The sequence below is a fragment of the Streptomyces sp. NPDC002845 genome, from assembly GCF_053591955.1.
In genome coordinates this window covers 11,901-27,327 of the sequence record NZ_JBSFUU010000107.1, presented here as the reverse complement: position 1 = coordinate 27,327, position 15,427 = coordinate 11,901, and the positions used below count along the sequence as shown (strand labels likewise).

Annotated in this window: 9 protein-coding genes and 1 pseudogene; 3 read left to right on the top strand and 7 right to left on the bottom strand. The window is 70.1% G+C overall.

Annotated elements, in window-relative coordinates:
• Positions 1–476: 476 nt before the first annotated feature.
• The 3 genes from ACWD3C_RS43170 to ACWD3C_RS43160 form a co-directional block, all read right to left on the bottom strand.
• The gene (locus ACWD3C_RS43170) at positions 477–2,783 is read right to left on the bottom strand and encodes an ABC transporter permease (protein WP_451153344.1); all 2,307 of its coding nucleotides are present in this window, start codon (positions 2,781–2,783) and stop codon (positions 477–479) included.
• Positions 2,784–2,866: 83 nt separating this feature from the next.
• Entirely contained in the window at positions 2,867–3,553 is a 687-nt protein-coding gene (locus tag ACWD3C_RS43165; protein WP_451153342.1) for an ABC transporter ATP-binding protein, read from the bottom strand.
• Entirely contained in the window at positions 3,550–4,077 is a 528-nt protein-coding gene (locus ACWD3C_RS43160) for a PadR family transcriptional regulator (protein ID WP_451153340.1), read from the bottom strand. Before ACWD3C_RS43160 ends, ACWD3C_RS43165 begins: the two co-directional genes overlap by 4 nt.
• 351 nt (positions 4,078–4,428) lie before the next feature.
• Here ACWD3C_RS43160 and ACWD3C_RS43155 point away from each other — a divergent pair, with 351 nt between their 5' ends.
• Positions 4,429–6,762 carry a transglycosylase domain-containing protein gene (locus tag ACWD3C_RS43155; protein WP_451153338.1) on the top strand — a complete coding sequence of 778 codons (2,334 nt, stop codon included), beginning with the start codon at positions 4,429–4,431 and terminating at the stop codon, positions 6,760–6,762.
• A 154-nt stretch (positions 6,763–6,916) separates the two neighbouring features.
• Here ACWD3C_RS43155 and ACWD3C_RS43150 read toward each other — a convergent pair whose 3' ends face one another.
• The 3 genes from ACWD3C_RS43150 to ACWD3C_RS43140 all read right to left on the bottom strand — a co-directional run bounded on the left by ACWD3C_RS43150 (position 6,917) and on the right by ACWD3C_RS43140 (position 11,671).
• Positions 6,917–9,067, bottom strand: a complete 2,151-nt coding sequence (locus ACWD3C_RS43150) for a SpoIIE family protein phosphatase (protein ID WP_451153336.1) — start codon at positions 9,065–9,067, stop codon at positions 6,917–6,919.
• Positions 9,068–9,468: 401 nt separating this feature from the next.
• Entirely contained in the window at positions 9,469–10,161 is a 693-nt protein-coding gene (gene fomD, locus ACWD3C_RS43145; RefSeq protein WP_451153334.1) for a cytidylyl-2-hydroxypropylphosphonate hydrolase, read from the bottom strand.
• A gap of 94 nt (positions 10,162–10,255) precedes the next feature.
• The gene (locus ACWD3C_RS43140; protein ID WP_451153332.1) at positions 10,256–11,671 is read right to left on the bottom strand and encodes a class II fumarate hydratase; all 1,416 of its coding nucleotides are present in this window, start codon (positions 11,669–11,671) and stop codon (positions 10,256–10,258) included.
• 395 nt (positions 11,672–12,066) lie between these two features.
• Here ACWD3C_RS43140 and ACWD3C_RS43135 point away from each other — a divergent pair.
• A pseudogene (locus tag ACWD3C_RS43135) lies at positions 12,067–12,576 on the top strand (sugar nucleotide-binding protein); the annotation flags it as partial.
• A gap of 83 nt (positions 12,577–12,659) precedes the next feature.
• On the opposite strand, the gene ACWD3C_RS43130 reads toward ACWD3C_RS43135, so the two are convergent.
• Positions 12,660–14,366 carry a fumarate hydratase gene (locus ACWD3C_RS43130; protein ID WP_451153330.1) on the bottom strand — a complete coding sequence of 569 codons (1,707 nt, stop codon included), beginning with the start codon at positions 14,364–14,366 and terminating at the stop codon, positions 12,660–12,662.
• Positions 14,367–14,543: 177 nt separating this feature from the next.
• On the opposite strand from ACWD3C_RS43130, the gene ACWD3C_RS43125 reads away from it, so the two are divergent.
• Positions 14,544–15,332, top strand: a complete 789-nt coding sequence (locus ACWD3C_RS43125) for a DUF1707 SHOCT-like domain-containing protein (RefSeq protein WP_451153328.1) — start codon at positions 14,544–14,546, stop codon at positions 15,330–15,332.
• Positions 15,333–15,427 lie beyond the last annotated feature (95 nt).

The window sequence follows — 15,427 nt, the reverse complement described above, 5'->3', positions numbered from 1 at the left end:
CCCCGGCCCGGGGGGGGGGGGGGGGGCCGGTTGGGGGTGGGTGGGGGTTGCTGTGGGTCGGCCTGAACGGCCTCGTCCTCAAGCGCCGGACGGGCTGGGGGCGTCTTGGGTGGGTTGGGATGCTGCGGGCCGGTGGGTGGGGGATCGGCCTTCGGCCTCGTCCTCAAGCGCCGGACGGGCTGATGGGCGCCGACCTGGGCTGATGGGGCGCCGACCTGGGCTGATGGGTGCCGGCGTGGGTTGATGGGTGCTGGCGTGGGCTGTGCGCCTGGCTCCTGTGCGCCTGGCTCCTGCGCGGCTGCGCCCTCTGGTTCGTGTGGCCGACATGGCGACCGGAATGTTCCTGTCGTACGAGACCGGCGACAACCACCACCCGAACCCGAACTACCCACCTGTTCTGCAACCTCGGACGCGTACGGCCCCGGGCCCCCTCCCGAACCGGAAGGGGGCCCGGGGCCTGTCCGGCGCGAGGGCCGCTACTCCGTCCGGAGTCCGTCCGGGCGGATGAGCCTGAGGAGCGGGGGAAGGCTCAGGGCGGTTACGAGGGCGACGATGCCCGCGCCGACGCCTGTCATCGACAGCACGCTCGCCCAGTCAACGGTCACCGGAACGCCGGACATCTTCAGCAGGACCGAGCCCAGTGTCAGGCCGACCGCCGAGGCGAGGACGAGGCCCAGGGCGATCGGGATCGCTGCCTGCCAGAGGACCGAGAGGCCGAGTGTGCGGCGGCGGGTGCCGAAGGCGACGAGGGCGGAGAGGAGCTTCTTGCGTTCGCGGAGCTGCTCCAGCTGGGAGACGAGGAGGCTCGCGCCGATGAGGAAGAGGACGCAGGCCGCGCCGACGAAGAGGCCCGTACGGATGGACTCGTACGCGTCCGACTGTTCGCTGGCCGCCCAGTCCCAGGCCGTGGTGAAGGGATCGATCGCCGCGGCCGTGTTGCGCACCCGCTCGCGCACGTCCGGCACCGACTCGTCGACCTGCACGTAGAAGCTGCTGCTGAGGGTCGGCCCGGCCTGCTCGGGCAGGGCGCCGGGGGTGAACAGCACGCCCGCGACACGATCGAGCGAGTCCTCGCGGCCGGACACCTTCGTCACCTGGGCCGGAACCGTCCAGGGGACCTCGGCGCCGGGCTCGTCGTCGGCGTAGGACGGGTCGATGTAGAGCGTGCTGCCGGGCTTGACGAGGCCGCTGGTGTCCATGCCCTCGTCCGACCGTACAAAGACGTCACCGTCGCGGCAGGAGGGGAGCTCGGCGACCTCGCGCAGGGAGGCGCAGTCGCCGACGGTCAGATCGCTCTCGTTGCCCGGTTCGAGGCGCTTGTCGCCGAGCCAGCCTTCGGAGAGGGCCACGGCGCGCTGTACGCCCTCGGTCTTCTCGAACTCCTTCCTCAGGCTCGTCGCTTGGACGTGCTCCGGGAAGTCGATCGCCATCTGGGCGCGGAGCGGGTCCCGGCCCGTCATCTCGGTGTAGTCGCCCTGGACCCCGGCGAACAGCATCTGCAGGGCGATCGCCCCGGCCACCGCGACCGCGATGCCGTTGACCATGCGGGCCGCCGTACCGCTGCTCAACTGGAGCCTGCGGACGGCGAGTTGCCAGGAGACCGCGCCGGAGCCGAGGCGGGCGACGGTGGCCTCCACGATCCACGGGAGCAGCGCGGTGACGCCGACCAGCAGGAACAGGACGCCGCCGGTCACCAGGTACTGGTTGAACTCGCCGCCGTCATTGCCCTGGCCGATCATCGGGTAGAGCATCACGAGCCCGGCGAGCGGCAGGAGCAGCCGCCACCACAGCCGGCGGCGGGCGGGGCGGGCCGTGCGGACCACGCCGAGCGGTTCGATGACCACCCCGCGCAGGGCGAACAGCGTGACGAGGACGGCGGCCGCCGGGACCGCGATCGCGACCAGCGCGGCGAGGCCGGGGGAGGGGTTGAGATAGCTCGGGAACACACTGACCCCGAACACCTCGACCGAGCCCGCTGCCTGACGGCCGATCAGGAAGAACCCGGTACCGAAGACCAGCCCCAGCCCGGCCCCGGCGACCGCCTCGCCCGCCGCGATCCGGCGGGTCATCCGGCTGTCGGAGCCGACCAGCCGCAGCGCCGCGAGCCGCCGGTCGCGCCGCTCGCCGCCGAAGCGCACGGCCGCCGCGATGAAGACGCCCACCGGTATCAGCAGGACGACGAAGACGACCAGGATGAGCAGGACCAGGACCGGGTCCATCGCCTCCGCGGGCTGCTCCTCCGTGACGCCGAAGCGTTCGATACGGCCCACGTTGTAGCCGTCGATCTTCTCCGCGAGCCCGGCGGCCCCCGCGTAGTAGGCGAGTTCGGCCGAACCGATCAGCCCGGGTTCGCCGATGGTGCCGACGACGCGGTACGGCAGCCGCTCACGCAGCAGTTCGCCCTCGCCCGAGGCCAGCAGCTCCTTCAGCGCGGGCGAGACGACCATCTCGCCCCGCGCGGGGAACTTCCCCACCCCCGGCGGCGGTGTCGACCCGAGCCCCTCCGGCTCCAGCAGCCGCCCGCGGATGTCCTCGGAGCGGAAGCTGGTGTTGGCCTGACCGACCACGACGGTGCGGTCGGACGGCTCGGTCCGGGTGCTCTCCTCGTTGTAGAGGAGCCCGAGGTCCCGCCGGTTGTCATCGCGTACGTCCCGCGTGGCCAGCGCGCTCGGTATCGCCGTCGTGAGCAGCAGCAGCGCCACGCCCAGACCGACCCCGACCGCCGTGAGCACGGCCCGCATCCACCCCTCGCGGCCCCCGCTGAAGGCGAACCTGAAGCCCATGCCCAGGTCCCGGGACCACTTGGCATAGAAAGGGGCGGCGCGAAGCGCCTCGGGCAGGGTGGTGGTGGGCGACGGGCGGGCACTCATACGATCCGCTCCATGTCCCGGGACTTCCCGTCCCGTACGACGATCTCGCGGTCGGAGTACGCGGCCACGCGTGCCTCGTGGGTGACGAGGACGACGGCGGCGTTGGTGGACCGGGCGGCCTCGGTGAGGAGCTCCATCACGCGCTCGCCGTTGAACGAGTCGAGCGCGCCGGTCGGCTCGTCGGCGAACAGCACGCGCGGGTTGGTCACCAGCGACCGGGCCACGGCGACCCGCTGCCCCTGACCGCCGGAGACCTCGCCGGGCCGCTTGCCCGACAGGTCGTCGACCTCCAGGCGCTCCATCCAGGACAGCGCCGCCCGCTCGGCCTGCTTGCGGCCGGTGCCGTTCAGCCGCAGTGGCAGGGCCACGTTCTCGACGCAGGTCAGTTCGGGCACGAGCTGGCCGAACTGGAAGACGAAGCCGAACTCGCTACGCCTGAGCGCGCTGCGCTCGCTGTCGCTCATCGTCGCCATCTCACGCCCGCTGTAGAGGATCGAGCCGGAATCGGGCGTCACGATCCCGGCCAGACAGTGCAGCAGGGTCGACTTGCCGGAGCCCGAGGGGCCCATGACGGCGACGACCTCGCCGGGGTGGATGGAGAACTCGGCACCGTCGAGCGCGGTGGTCGGGCCGTACGCCTTGCGCAGGTCGGAGGCGATGAGCAGGGAACCGGCGGGAGTCATCGGGTCGTCACCGCCTCGGCGAGCTTGTCGAGACGGGCCGCGGTCAGTTCGAGCCAGCGCAAATCGGCCTCCAGATGGAACAGGGCGTGGTCGCAGATCAGCTGGTCCGCGAGATCGCCCTTGCGCTTGCGGTCGGTGAGGATGCGCATCATGCGCAGGTGCTCGGAACGCTGCGTGTCGAGGATGTCGGCCGCGTTCCGGTGGGTCAGCAGGGCGAGGACGACCTTGGTGTACAGGGTCGACTGGAGGTACGGCTCCGGCTTCTCCGGGGTCGCCAGCCAGCGCTGGACATCCGTGACGCCGGCCTCGGTGATCGAATAGCGCTTCCGCTCGGGGCCGTCGCCCGGCTCGATGCCTTCGACCTCCACGAGGCCGTTCTTCAGGAGCCGGGACATCGTCGAATAGACCTGGCCGTAGTGGAGAGGCCGGTCGTGACCGAACCTCTCGTCGAAGGCCCGCTTGAGGTCGTAACCGTGGCGGGGTCCGGACTCCAGGAGTCCCAGAAGGGTGTGACCGATGGACATGGGAGCACTGTACATACGGCGTATACACCGCACGTATACATGCCGCGTATAGCTGGCCAGGGTGACTGTGTTTCCGCAGGCCACCACTGATTGTCACGATTCTGTACGGACGCCAGTGGTCGACTGTGTCCTGTGCGACAAATGGCGAAAGGCAACCTTCAAGGCCGTTGAGTCGTCGGTTTCGGTAAGACGGCGCAGTGACGGCGTGCCGACCGCGTGCTGATTGTCACGTCCGGAAAAGCCCGGATCGGCGGCCCTTTGTCACAGCGCGCGGTGCTAGCTTGCTGAGCCGACGGTGAGATCAGACCAGTGAGACCAGACTGACGTACGAGAAGGAAGCGAACCGGAGCCATGGGACGAGCGGAAGAGAGACGAGCACGGCAGCGAGGCGGCCGCCGCGCTGCGCCCAAGCGCTCCTCCGGTGCACGGGCCGGTGCGGCCGGCAAGAGCGGGAAGAGCGGCATACGCCGGTTCTTCACCTGGAAGAAGCTGCTCGGCACCTTCCTTGGCGCCTGCCTGCTCGGCATGGGCGCCTTCATCGCGCTGTACCTGATGATCGAAGTCCCCGCGGGCAACGCGGCCGCGCTGGAGCAGAGCAACATCTACAAGTACAGCGACGGCACGACCACGCTCGCCCGCGACGGTGACACCAACCGCGAGATCGTCGACCTCAGCGAAGTCCCCAGGAACGTCCAGTACACCTTCGTCGCCGCCGAGAACAAGTCCTTCTACGACGACAACGGCATCGACTTCAAGGGCACGGCCCGGGGCCTGCTCAACACCGTCCGCGGCCAGGGCAAGCAGGGCGGCTCGACGATCACCCAGCAGTACGTCAAGAACTACTACCTGACACAGGACCAGACGGTCACCCGCAAGCTCAAGGAACTCGTGATCTCCTTGAAGGTGGACCGCCAGAAGTCCAAGGACTACATCCTCGCGGGCTACATCAACACCAGCTACTACGGCCGCGGCGCCTACGGCATCCAGGCCGCCGCCCAGGCGTACTACCGCGTGGACGCCAGCGAGCTCACCGTCGAGCAGGGCGCCTACCTCGCCGCGCTGCTCCAGGCACCGAGCCAGTACGACTGGGCCGTCGCCTCCGACACCAGCAAGGAGCTGGTCCAGGAGCGCTGGAACTACGTCCTGGACAACATGGTCGGAGAGGACTGGCTGGACGCCGCCGAGCGCGACGCCATGAAGTTCCCGGTGCCGAAGGAGCCCAAGGGCGCCCCCGGCCTGGAGGGCCAGACCGGATACCTGGTGGAGGCGGCCAACAACGCGCTGGCCCGGCAGCTCGTCGCCCAGGACACGGCCGCCGACCTGGACGAGGCCAGGGCCATGGTCGACGCGGGCGGCTGGACCATCACGCTGAACGTCGACAAGAAGAAGCAGTCCCAGCTGGAGAAGGCCGTCAAGGAGACCCTCACCAGCAAGCTCGACCCGAAGGAGCGGGACGTCGACGGCGACGTCCAGGCCGGTGCCGTCTCGGTCGACCCGAAGACGGGCAAGGTCATGGCGATGTACGGCGGCGTGGACTACGTGAAGCACTTCACGAACAACGCGACACGTGCCGACTACCAGCCCGCCTCCACCTTCAAGCCGGTCATCCTCGCCGCCGCCGTCGAGGCGGGCGCCGAGACCCAGGACGGCGACCCGATCACCGCGAGCACGGTCTACGACGGCGACAGCAAGCGCCCGGTCGTGGACGACGGAAACAAGGTCGGCTTCGCCCCGCCGAACGAGGACGACGTCGACTACGGCGACGTCACCGTGCAGACCGCGATGAACAAGTCCATCAACTCCGTCTTCGCGCAGATGGGCGTCGACGTCGGCATGGACGAGGTGATGAAGGTCGCCGCCGAGCTCGGCATGGACGTCGAGGACGAACAGGCGGTGCCCGCGCAGACGCTCGGCTCCATGGGCGCGAGCCCCCTGGAGATGGCCGGGGTCTACGCCACCCTCGACAACCATGGCAAGAAGGTCACCCCCGCGGTCGTGGCCTCCGCCGAGAACAAGGACATCCCGGTCGAGTTCCCCGACCCGATCGGCGAGCAGGTCATCAGCCGCGAGGCCGCCGACACGGTCACCTCGGTCCTGACCGGCGTGGTCGACGACGGTACGGCCCGCACCTCCGTGCGCGACAACCCGGCCCGCGACGGCCAGGAGGTCGCCGGCAAGACCGGTACGTCCGACGAGAACAGGTCCGCCTGGTTCACCGGCTACACCCCGGACCTGGTCACCTCGGTCGGCCTCTTCGGCGAGGACGACAAGCCCCCGCACGCCCACGTCCCGCTCTACGGCACGGCCGGCGTCGACCGGGTCAACGGCGGTGGCTTCCCCGCCCAGATCTGGGCCGCGTACACCTTTGGTGTCATGGGCAAGGTCAGCGAGTTCGACCTGGAGACCGACCAGGGCGCGGCCGTCGAGCCCACCCGGTCGCCGACGGTCACGCAGTCCCCGTCCCAGTCCGCGTCCCCGTCCAAGTCCCCGACGACGAAGCCCCCGACCTCCTCCGCCCCTCCGACGACAACGGCTCCCCCGACAACCCAGCCGCCCCTGACCTCCGCACCCGCGACGACGACACCCCCGGCGACAACCTCACCACCCGCGGCGACGACACCCCAGTCACCCCCGGGCGACATCGTTCAGCCCCCGGACGCGGAGGACCCGGAGGGGGACGAGTAAAGCAAAGGGCGCCCGGTAAGTACCGGGCGCCCTACCGCTTTTAAGGGGCGCGGGGCTGTGACCTGTGCGGCTCCGCCGCGTGGGCGCGACTAGCCACAACAAAACCCGCAGCCGACAGCTACCAGGAACCCCAACGGCGCCCCCCACCCAACCCTCACACGTGGTTGAGCTCGAACCACACCACCTTCCCCGCACTCAACCGCGTCGCACCCCACCGCCGAGCCAGCTTGTTGACCAGATACAGCCCACGCCCGCCCTCATCCGTGGCACGAGCCTGCCGCAGCCGCGGCAGCTGGGGCACGTCGTCCGTGACCTCGCACCGCAGGACATCGGTCCGCAACAGCCGCAGAGTGACCGGCCGCGAGGCATACCGCACCGCGTTGGTCACGACCTCGCTGATCAGCAGCTCGACGGAGTCCGAGAGCTCCTCCATGCCCCAGCGGGACAGCGCGTGCCGGGCCAGCCGCCGGGCGCGGCCGGGGGCCATCTCCTCGGGTTCCAGGAACCAGTACGCGACATCGCTGGGCGCGATCCCGTCGAAGCGGGCGGCGAGCAGCGCGATGTCGTCGTCCCGGTCGCCCGGGCCGAGCATGTCGAGCACCTCGTCGCACAGGGCCTCAAGGGGCGGCGGATGATCGGGGCCCGTGAGCTGCGCGGTGGCGGCGAGCTTCTCGCGCAGTTGCTCTATGCCGGTCCACACGTCCCGCAGCCGCGACTCGACCAGACCGTCGGTGTAGAGGAGCAGGGTCGCCCCGGCGGGCGCGTCCAGTTCCACGGCCTCGAAGTCGACGCCTCCGACACCGATCGGCGCACCGGGCGGTACCCGCAGCACCTCGGCCCGGCCGCCCAGGTGCAGCAGGACGGGCGGCGGATGGCCGGCGTTGGCGATGGTGATCCGGTGCGAGACCGGGTCGTAGACGGCGTACAGGCAGGTCGCCATGCGATCCGTGCCGAGCCGCTGGGCCTGCTCGTCGAGGTGGTGGAGGACCTCCTGCGGCGGCAGGTCGAGCCCGGCGAGGGTCTGCGCGGTGGTGCGCAGCTGACCCATGATCGCGGCCGAGGTCATGGAGTGGCCCATGACGTCACCGACGACGAGGGCGACCCGGCTGCCCGGCAGCGGGATGGCGTCGTACCAGTCGCCGCCGACGCGCGCGGTCTCGGCCGCGGGCAGATAGCGGGACGCCAGCCGTACGCCCGTGGGCCGGGGCAGGGTCTCGGGCAGCATCGTGCGCTGCAACTCGTCGGCGATGTACGCCTCGCGGCCGTACAGCACCGCCTTGTCGATGCCGAGCGCGCTGTGGGTGGCGAGCTGGGCGGCGACGAGGAGGTCGTCGGTCTCGAAGGCCATGCGTTCCGGGCGGCGCAGGAACAGGGCCGCGCCGATCACCCGGCGGCGGCCGCGCAGCGGTGCCAGGATCGCCCGCTGACCGGTCGGGATGGCCAACTCGGCGTCGTCGCCCAGGAGTTCCGGCAGCGCGGCGCGGGCGGCGGGCGCGTCCGCGAACACCGGCCGTACGCCGCGCAGCACCTCGGCGAGCGCACCGCCCGGCCGCACCGTGCACAGCTCGGCGGTGCCTGCCGACAGCTCGGAGGGCTCCGGCTGGAACGCGGGCAGGAAGCCGCCCTCGGTGTCCCGCTCCTCCGGGATGCGGTCGGTACGGCGCAGCCGCAGCACCACCGGACCGGTGGGCCGCTCGTCGCCGACCGGCAGCGGTTCGCGCAGGTAGACGAGGATCGCGTCGGAGAAGGTCGGCACGGTGGCCCGGCACAGCCCCATCACGATCTCGTCCAGGTCGATACCGCGGGCGATCCGCCGGGTCGCGGCACCCACGAAGCGCAGCCGGTCGCCGTCCCGCCGCATCGGCATGGGGCTCCCCGGAGGCAGCCCCTGGCCCATGCGCCGCTCCTGCCCGGCGGGCACACCGGCCCCGGCCGACCGCTGCTCCTGCTCGCCGCCCATCGGCTGCGCCGGGATGTCGGGCGCGGGGCGCGGGCGGTGCGGGTCGAGCTCGGTGGCGGCGGGCTGCGAGTGCTCGGAGGGCGTGGCGGGCGTACTCGCGCCCGTGGTGCCCGTGGGCGTACTCGCGCCTGTCGTGCCCGCGCCTGTCGTGCCCGTGCCGCAGGACGTGGCCGTACCCGGCTCGGCCGGGGCTTCGCCCATGCGGGACTGAGCGGGTAAGGCCGCGGTGGCCGGTGGAGTGTGCATAGGCATCGGCTCCGGGGTACGCAGGAACGCCCCGCGGGGATCCGCGGGGTCGGCGCCCGGCTGGGGGCGCTCCTGGTGGGAGGTCGGGTGCTCCGTCACGCGTGTCGAATCCGTCCGTCCGGGGCTGCGCGCCGCGCGCGCTGTTCGTCCCGCAGAAATCCCGATACTGCTGTTCCCGATACTTCTGTTCCCCGTACTTCGTCCCGCAGGAATGCCGATACCCGGAATACGTGCCCCAGGAACGGAATTGTCGCGTGGTCACAGGCGGTTCCTGTGTCACCGACAGTACCGGCAGGCCCGTGGGGGGCACCGACACGCCTGCCGTTCAACGGCCGGGGCCGTCTCCGGCTCGTACCGGTGTGGCCCTCGTAACCCTCGCTCACGTCCTGCCGCTCCTCGGTGACTTTTGGTCAAGCCCTGCGCAACCTGCGGGAGTTACCCCCGGTGTGTCCTTGCGGAGGACGATCCTACGGTTGTGGACCGGGGGCGCATCAAGGGTCTCATGTGGACACGTGCGCGGGCGTACGGTCCCAGTCCTCCGGCAGTGACGGTACGCCCCAGGCGGGATCCGGGCGCCAGTGCGGCCAGCCGTCCGAGAACGGCGGACCCCACGCACGGATCACCTCCACCGCGGACCGCCCCGCCGCCCGTACCCGTTCGGCGACAGAGCCGTCCATCAGTCCGTCGTGCTGAGCCTGCGCGAACTCGTCCTCGTCGCGCCAGCCCCAAGTACGGTCCGGATAGACGCAGATGTCAAGGAAGTGGTCCTCGGAGTCCACCCCGCCGTCCCAACGGGCCAGCGGTTCCTCCAGGTTCACGTACCAGTTCTTGAACCGCCAGCCCGGCTCCCAGAACAGCCACACCGACCACGGCTCGCCCGGCCGCGCCAGCTTCAGCACCCCGGTCCCGAACCACCGGTCGCGCCGCACGGTCCGCGGTGAGGTGTACCGCGTCTCCAACGGCTCCACGTGCGGCGGACGGCCGTCGGCGAGCACGGGCCTCACGCACTCGGTACCGGGCGCCAACCACACGGCGAGCAGCTCTCGGTCATCCCGTACCACGGTGACGGGGCGTGCGATGTGGAAGCGTTCGCCGGCGTTCTCCCGATAGCGCCACAGGATCTGGCTGCCCGGGGTCCAGTACGCCGTCGACCCGCCCGCTTCCACTTGTCTCACCGTCACGTCATCCGCCATGCACAGATATTAGGTGCCATAGGCATACGACGCTGCGGTGCGCATCACGGTTCACGCCATGGCGGGATTCGCGCGGTGATTCTTTACGGCCGTGTCATGGCCGAGTCATGCGCAGGACATCCAGTGCCTCGTCCAACTGCTCGACGGTGAGGTCCCCGCGCTCCACGTACCCGCCCTCCAGGACGACTTGCCGGATGGTCTTCCGCCCGGCGAGCGCCTTCTTGGCCACCTTCGCGGCCTCCTCGTACCCGATGTACTTGTTCAGCGGCGTCACGACGGAGGGCGACGACTCGGCGTATTCCAGGGCCCGTTCGCGGTGGGCGACGATTCCGTCGACGGTCCGGTCGGCGAGCAGCCGCGAGACGTTGGCGAGGAGCCGGACGGACTCCAGGACGTTCTTGGCGATGACGGGCAGCATGACATTGAGCTCGAAGTTGCCCGCGGCACCGGCGGCGGCGACGGTCGCGTCGTTCCCGGTGACCTGTGCGGCGACCATGAGCACGGCCTCCGGGATGACCGGGTTCACCTTGCCGGGCATGATCGAGGACCCGGGCTGAAGGTCGGGGAGGGATATCTCGGCGAGCCCGGTCCGCGGCCCGGAGGCCATCCAGCGCAGATCGTTGGCGATCTTGGTGAGCCCGACCGCGATGGTCCTGAGCTGCCCACTGGTCTCGACGATCCCGTCCCGGGCACCCTGCGCCTCGAAGTGGTCGCGGGCCTCGGTGAGGGGGAGGCCGGTGACGCGGGCGACCTCCTCGATCACGGCGGCGGAGAAGCCGGGCGGGGTATTGATGCCGGTGCCGACGGCCGTACCCCCCAAGGGCAGTTCGGCGAGCCGGGGCAGGGCGGCGTTGAGCCGCTCGACGCCGTACCGGACTTGGGCGGCGTACCCCCCGAACTCCTGTCCCAGCGTCACGGGCGTGGCGTCCATGAGATGCGTACGCCCGGACTTCACCACGTCGGCGAACTCCTCGGCCTTCCGCTCCAGCGACCCGGCGAGGTGCTCCAGGGCCGGGATGAGATCGCGGGTGACGGCGGCGGTGGCGGCGATGTGGATGGAGGAGGGGAAGACGTCGTTGGACGACTGGGACGCGTTCACGTGATCGTTCGGATGCACGCCCCGCCCGAGCCGCTCGCCGGCCAGGGTGGCGACGACCTCGTTGGTGTTCATATTGGACGAGGTCCCGGACCCGGTCTGGAACACGTCGACGGGGAAGTGCTCGTCCCACCGCCCCTCGGCGACCTCCCCGGCCGCCTCCTGAATGGCCTCGGCGATGTCCTTGTCCAGCACTCCGAGCCGGGCGTTCACCTTCGCGGCGGCGCCCTTGATACGCGCGAGGGCCTCGATGTGGGCGCGCTCGATGCGCTGGCCGGAGACGGGGAAGTTCTCGACGGCCCGCTGCGTCTGGGCCCGCCACTTCGCGTGCGCGGGGACACGGACCTCGCCCATGGAGTCGTGCTCGACGCGGTAGGGCTGGTCGCCGTCGTCGGTGGTCGTGGTCGTCGTCATTGGTGTCGTACCTCCGGGGAGGAGAGCGCGGCGGCCGTGGGGTGGTATTCCCGGCTTCCAGGATCAGGATCACGTACCTGGGCGACCGGCGCCCGAGCGGAGCCGGGTGGCCCTACCGTGGGGCGCCATGAAGGTCCTGGTCATCGGCGGCAGCGGGTTCCTGGGGACGGAACTCGTGCGCCAGGGCGAAAGATCGCCCGCGCGATCGGGTAAGTTGATCACTGTGCGTTGCGAGAACCAAGCGCGTACGACGTGTTGAGCGAGAACCAAGCCAACACAGCACCACCTGGCTTTGCTGTACCAAACCGGGTAGGTTCCGTCCCGGCTGGTGTTGAGGGAGTAAGACCTTTCAGGTCGCTGACCTGCAGGGCTTCCTGAGCCAGGAATCCCCCTGCTTCAGCTGGGGGAGGGTTCAATACGACGAGACCTGCCTGCCCGACCCGGTCACCCCGTACGGCGCGGCGAAGGCCACTGCCGAGACCGCTGTGCGGCTCCTGGCGTCGGCCGCCGCGGTCGTACGCACCTCATTGATCACCGGGTACGGCGAATCCGTCCACGAGCGCATGGTCCACGCCCTGGCTGTCGGCACACACGACGGCGTCCTGTTCACCGATGACATCCGCTGCCCGGTGCATGTCGGAGACCTGGCCTCCGCGCTGCGGGAAATCGCCGTGTCGGACCAGGCCGGGATACTCCACCTCGCCGGAGCGGACCCCCTGAGCCGTCACGAACTCGGCCTTCTCATCGCCCGACGCGACGGCCTCGACGCAACCCGGCTGCCCGCCGGACGCCGAGCCGACACCCTCATGCCCGGCGCCCTCGACGTCCGCCTCGACAGCAGCGCCGCACAGGGGCGCGTACGCACGCGGCTGCGTGGAGCCCGAGAGTTCCTCCGGGTCCGGTAATCCGGTAATCCGGCCACTCGGCCCGCTCGGCGTCTGTATGGCCGCCGCCGTCGCCTCTCGTCGGCCCGGTAGCCGCCGCGCCGTCAGGACGAGCGCACCGGAATCGACGTGAACGTCGGCGCCGGGGCCGGATCCTTGAAGAAGTCGTTGCCCTTGTCGTCCACGACGACGAAGGCGGGGAAGTCCTCGACCTCGATCTTCCAGACGGCCTCCATGCCGAGCTCCTCGTACTCGACGACCTCGACCTTCTTGATGCAGTCCTGTGCGAGGCGGGCCGCCGGGCCGCCGATGGAGCCCAGGTAGAAGCCGCCGTGGGAGGCGCACGCGTCCGTGACCTGCTTGCTCCGGTTGCCCTTCGCCAGCATCACCTTCGACCCGCCCGCCGCCTGGAACTGCTCGACGTAGGAGTCCATGCGGCCGGCGGTCGTCGGACCGAAGGAGCCCGACGCGTAGCCCTCCGGCGTCTTCGCCGGACCCGCGTAGTACACCGGGTGGTCCTTCAGGTACTGCGGCATCTCCTCGCCCGCGTCCAGCCGCTCCTTGATCTTGGCGTGCGCGATGTCGCGGGCCACGACCAGCGGGCCGGAGAGGGAAAGGCGGGTCTTGACCGGGTACTTGGTCAGCTCGGCGAGGATCGCGTCCATCGGCTGGTTCAGGTCGATCTTCACCACGTCCCCGTCGCCCGCGGCGGAGCCGCTGTTGGACGCGGCCAGGTGCTCGTCCGTCGTCTCCGGCAGGAACCGCGCCGGGTCCGTCTCCAGCTGCTCCAGGAAGACGCCCTCGGCCGTGATCTTCGCGACCGCCTGACGGTCGGCCGAGCACGAAACCGCGATCGCGACCGGGCAGGACGCGCCGTGACGCGGGAGGCGGACGACCCGTACGTCGTGGCAGAAGTACTTGCCGCCGAACTGCGCGCCGATGCCGATCCGCTGCGTCAGCTCGAAGACCTTCTGCTCCAGGTCCTTGTCACGGAAGCCGTGGCCGAGCTCCGAGCCCTCCGCCGGGACCTCGTCGAGGTAGTGCGCGGAGGCGTACTTCGCGGTCTTGAGCGCGTACTCGGCGCTCGTACCGCCCACCACGATCGCCAGGTGGTACGGCGGGCAGGCGGCCGTGCCCAGCGAACGGACCTTCTCCTCCAGGAACTTCATCATGGAGGCCTCGTTCAGGACGGCCTTCGTCTCCTGGTAGAGGAACGACTTGTTGGCGCTGCCGCCGCCCTTCGCCATGAACAGGAACTTGTAGGCGCCGCCGTCCGTCGCGTACAGCTCGATCTGGGCCGGGAGGTTGGAGCCGGTGTTCTTCTCCTCCCACATGGTCAGCGGGGCCATCTGGGAGTAGCGCAGGTTCAGGTTCTTGTACGCGTCGTAGATGCCGTGGGAGAGGGCCGCCGCGTCCCCGCCCTCCGTGAGGACGTTCTGCCCGCGCTTGCCCATGACGATCGCCGTACCGGTGTCCTGGCACATGGGGAGGACGCCCGCGGCGGCGATGTTCGCGTTCTTCAGGAGGTCCAGCGCCACGAACTTGTCGTTCGGCGACGCCTCCGGGTCGTCGATGATCCGGCGGAGCTGCGCCAGGTGGGCCGGGCGCAGGTAGTGCTGGATGTCGTGGATGGCCTCCGCGGCGAGCTTGCGCAACGCCTCGGGCTCGACCTTGAGGAACGTGCGCCCGTCGGCCTCGAAGGTGGAGACACCCTCGGAGGTCACCAGCCGGTACGGGGTGGTGTCCTCTCCCATGGGGAGCAGATCGGTGTACACGAACGCAGGGCGGGTTGGGGGGGAACTATTCGGCATCTCGCCCATTCCTCACTCGACAGATGGTCGCCGGCCTCCATTGGCAGCGCCCACCAGCGTAGAACCTGGCGCCGACAGCGGGTTTGTGAGGTAAGGCTCAGTCGGCGGGACGGACGGTTTTCCACAGGCCACATCGAGGGGTAGTCGCGATCTATCGCGATTGGGTACGCTGCTGCCGTGGACCTTCAGAAGAGCTCCTCCCCGGAAAGCGCGGCCCCGGCTCAGGCTCCTGCCCCGGCCCCCGCCCAGGCCGCCCAGCAGTCCGCCTCAGCGGTCAGGACGCCGCCGGCGCCCGCCGAGTTGCGTGCGTCCGACGCCGACCGCGACCGGATCGCCGACCTCCTGCGCGAGGCCCACGCCGAGGGCCGCCTCACCGCGGAGGAGCACGCCGAGCGGGTCGAGGGGGTGCTGAGTGCCAAGACGGTGGGGGAACTCGACGTGTTCGTACGGGACCTGCCGGCCGGTCATGAGCGCATGGCGCCGCCGTCATCGTCGTATGCGGAGTGGCCCAGCCGTCCCACCCCGGGCGCGGTTCCGATCGACCCGGACGAGCGGGTGGTGGCGGTCTTCAGCGAGGCGACACGCAAGGGGCGCTGGCGGCCGGGCCGGCGTATCCACGCGTACTCGATCTTCGGCAGTGTCGAGATAGACCTGAGCGAGGCGATCTTCGAGTACCGCCAGGTGATGATCAAGGCGGTGTCGGTGTTCGGCACCGTCGAGATACGAGTTCCGGAGAACGTCTCGCTGCGCGGCAGCGGCGGCGGAATCCTCGGCACCTTCGAGGCGGACGCGCTGGATTCGGCGGAGCCGGACGCGCCGGTGGTGTATGTGGACGGGCTGGCGATATTGGGCACCGTCGAGGCAAGGCCCAAGCGGGGCAAGCTCATCGCCGATCTGCTCGACCGGGTCCAGGAGCGCGTCGCGCGCAAGGTCGACGACGGTTTGCGCAAACACCTGGATCGTTGACGGTTGCGAATTCGACCGGATCTGAAGGGAATCGGTCCACTTGTAGTCGCGCGCTGACGCATCCAAAAACCAGCGGTTCGGAACTCAGTGCATAG

Bases quoted from the DNA above. Each gene is read 5' to 3' on its own strand.
- ACWD3C_RS43170 (WP_451153344.1), bottom strand. From the start codon at position 2,783: ATGGGCTTCAGGTTCGCCTTCAGCGGGGGCCGCGAGGGGTGGATGCGG.
- ACWD3C_RS43165 (WP_451153342.1), bottom strand. From the start codon at position 3,553: ATGACTCCCGCCGGTTCCCTGCTCATCGCCTCCGACCTGCGCAAGGCG.
- ACWD3C_RS43160 (WP_451153340.1), bottom strand. From the start codon at position 4,077: ATGTCCATCGGTCACACCCTTCTGGGACTCCTGGAGTCCGGACCCCGC.
- ACWD3C_RS43155 (WP_451153338.1), top strand. From the start codon at position 4,429: ATGGGACGAGCGGAAGAGAGACGAGCACGGCAGCGAGGCGGCCGCCGC.
- fomD (WP_451153334.1), bottom strand. From the start codon at position 10,161: ATGGCGGATGACGTGACGGTGAGACAAGTGGAAGCGGGCGGGTCGACG.
- ACWD3C_RS43140 (WP_451153332.1), bottom strand. From the start codon at position 11,671: ATGACGACGACCACGACCACCGACGACGGCGACCAGCCCTACCGCGTC.
- ACWD3C_RS43130 (WP_451153330.1), bottom strand. From the start codon at position 14,366: ATGCCGAATAGTTCCCCCCCAACCCGCCCTGCGTTCGTGTACACCGAT.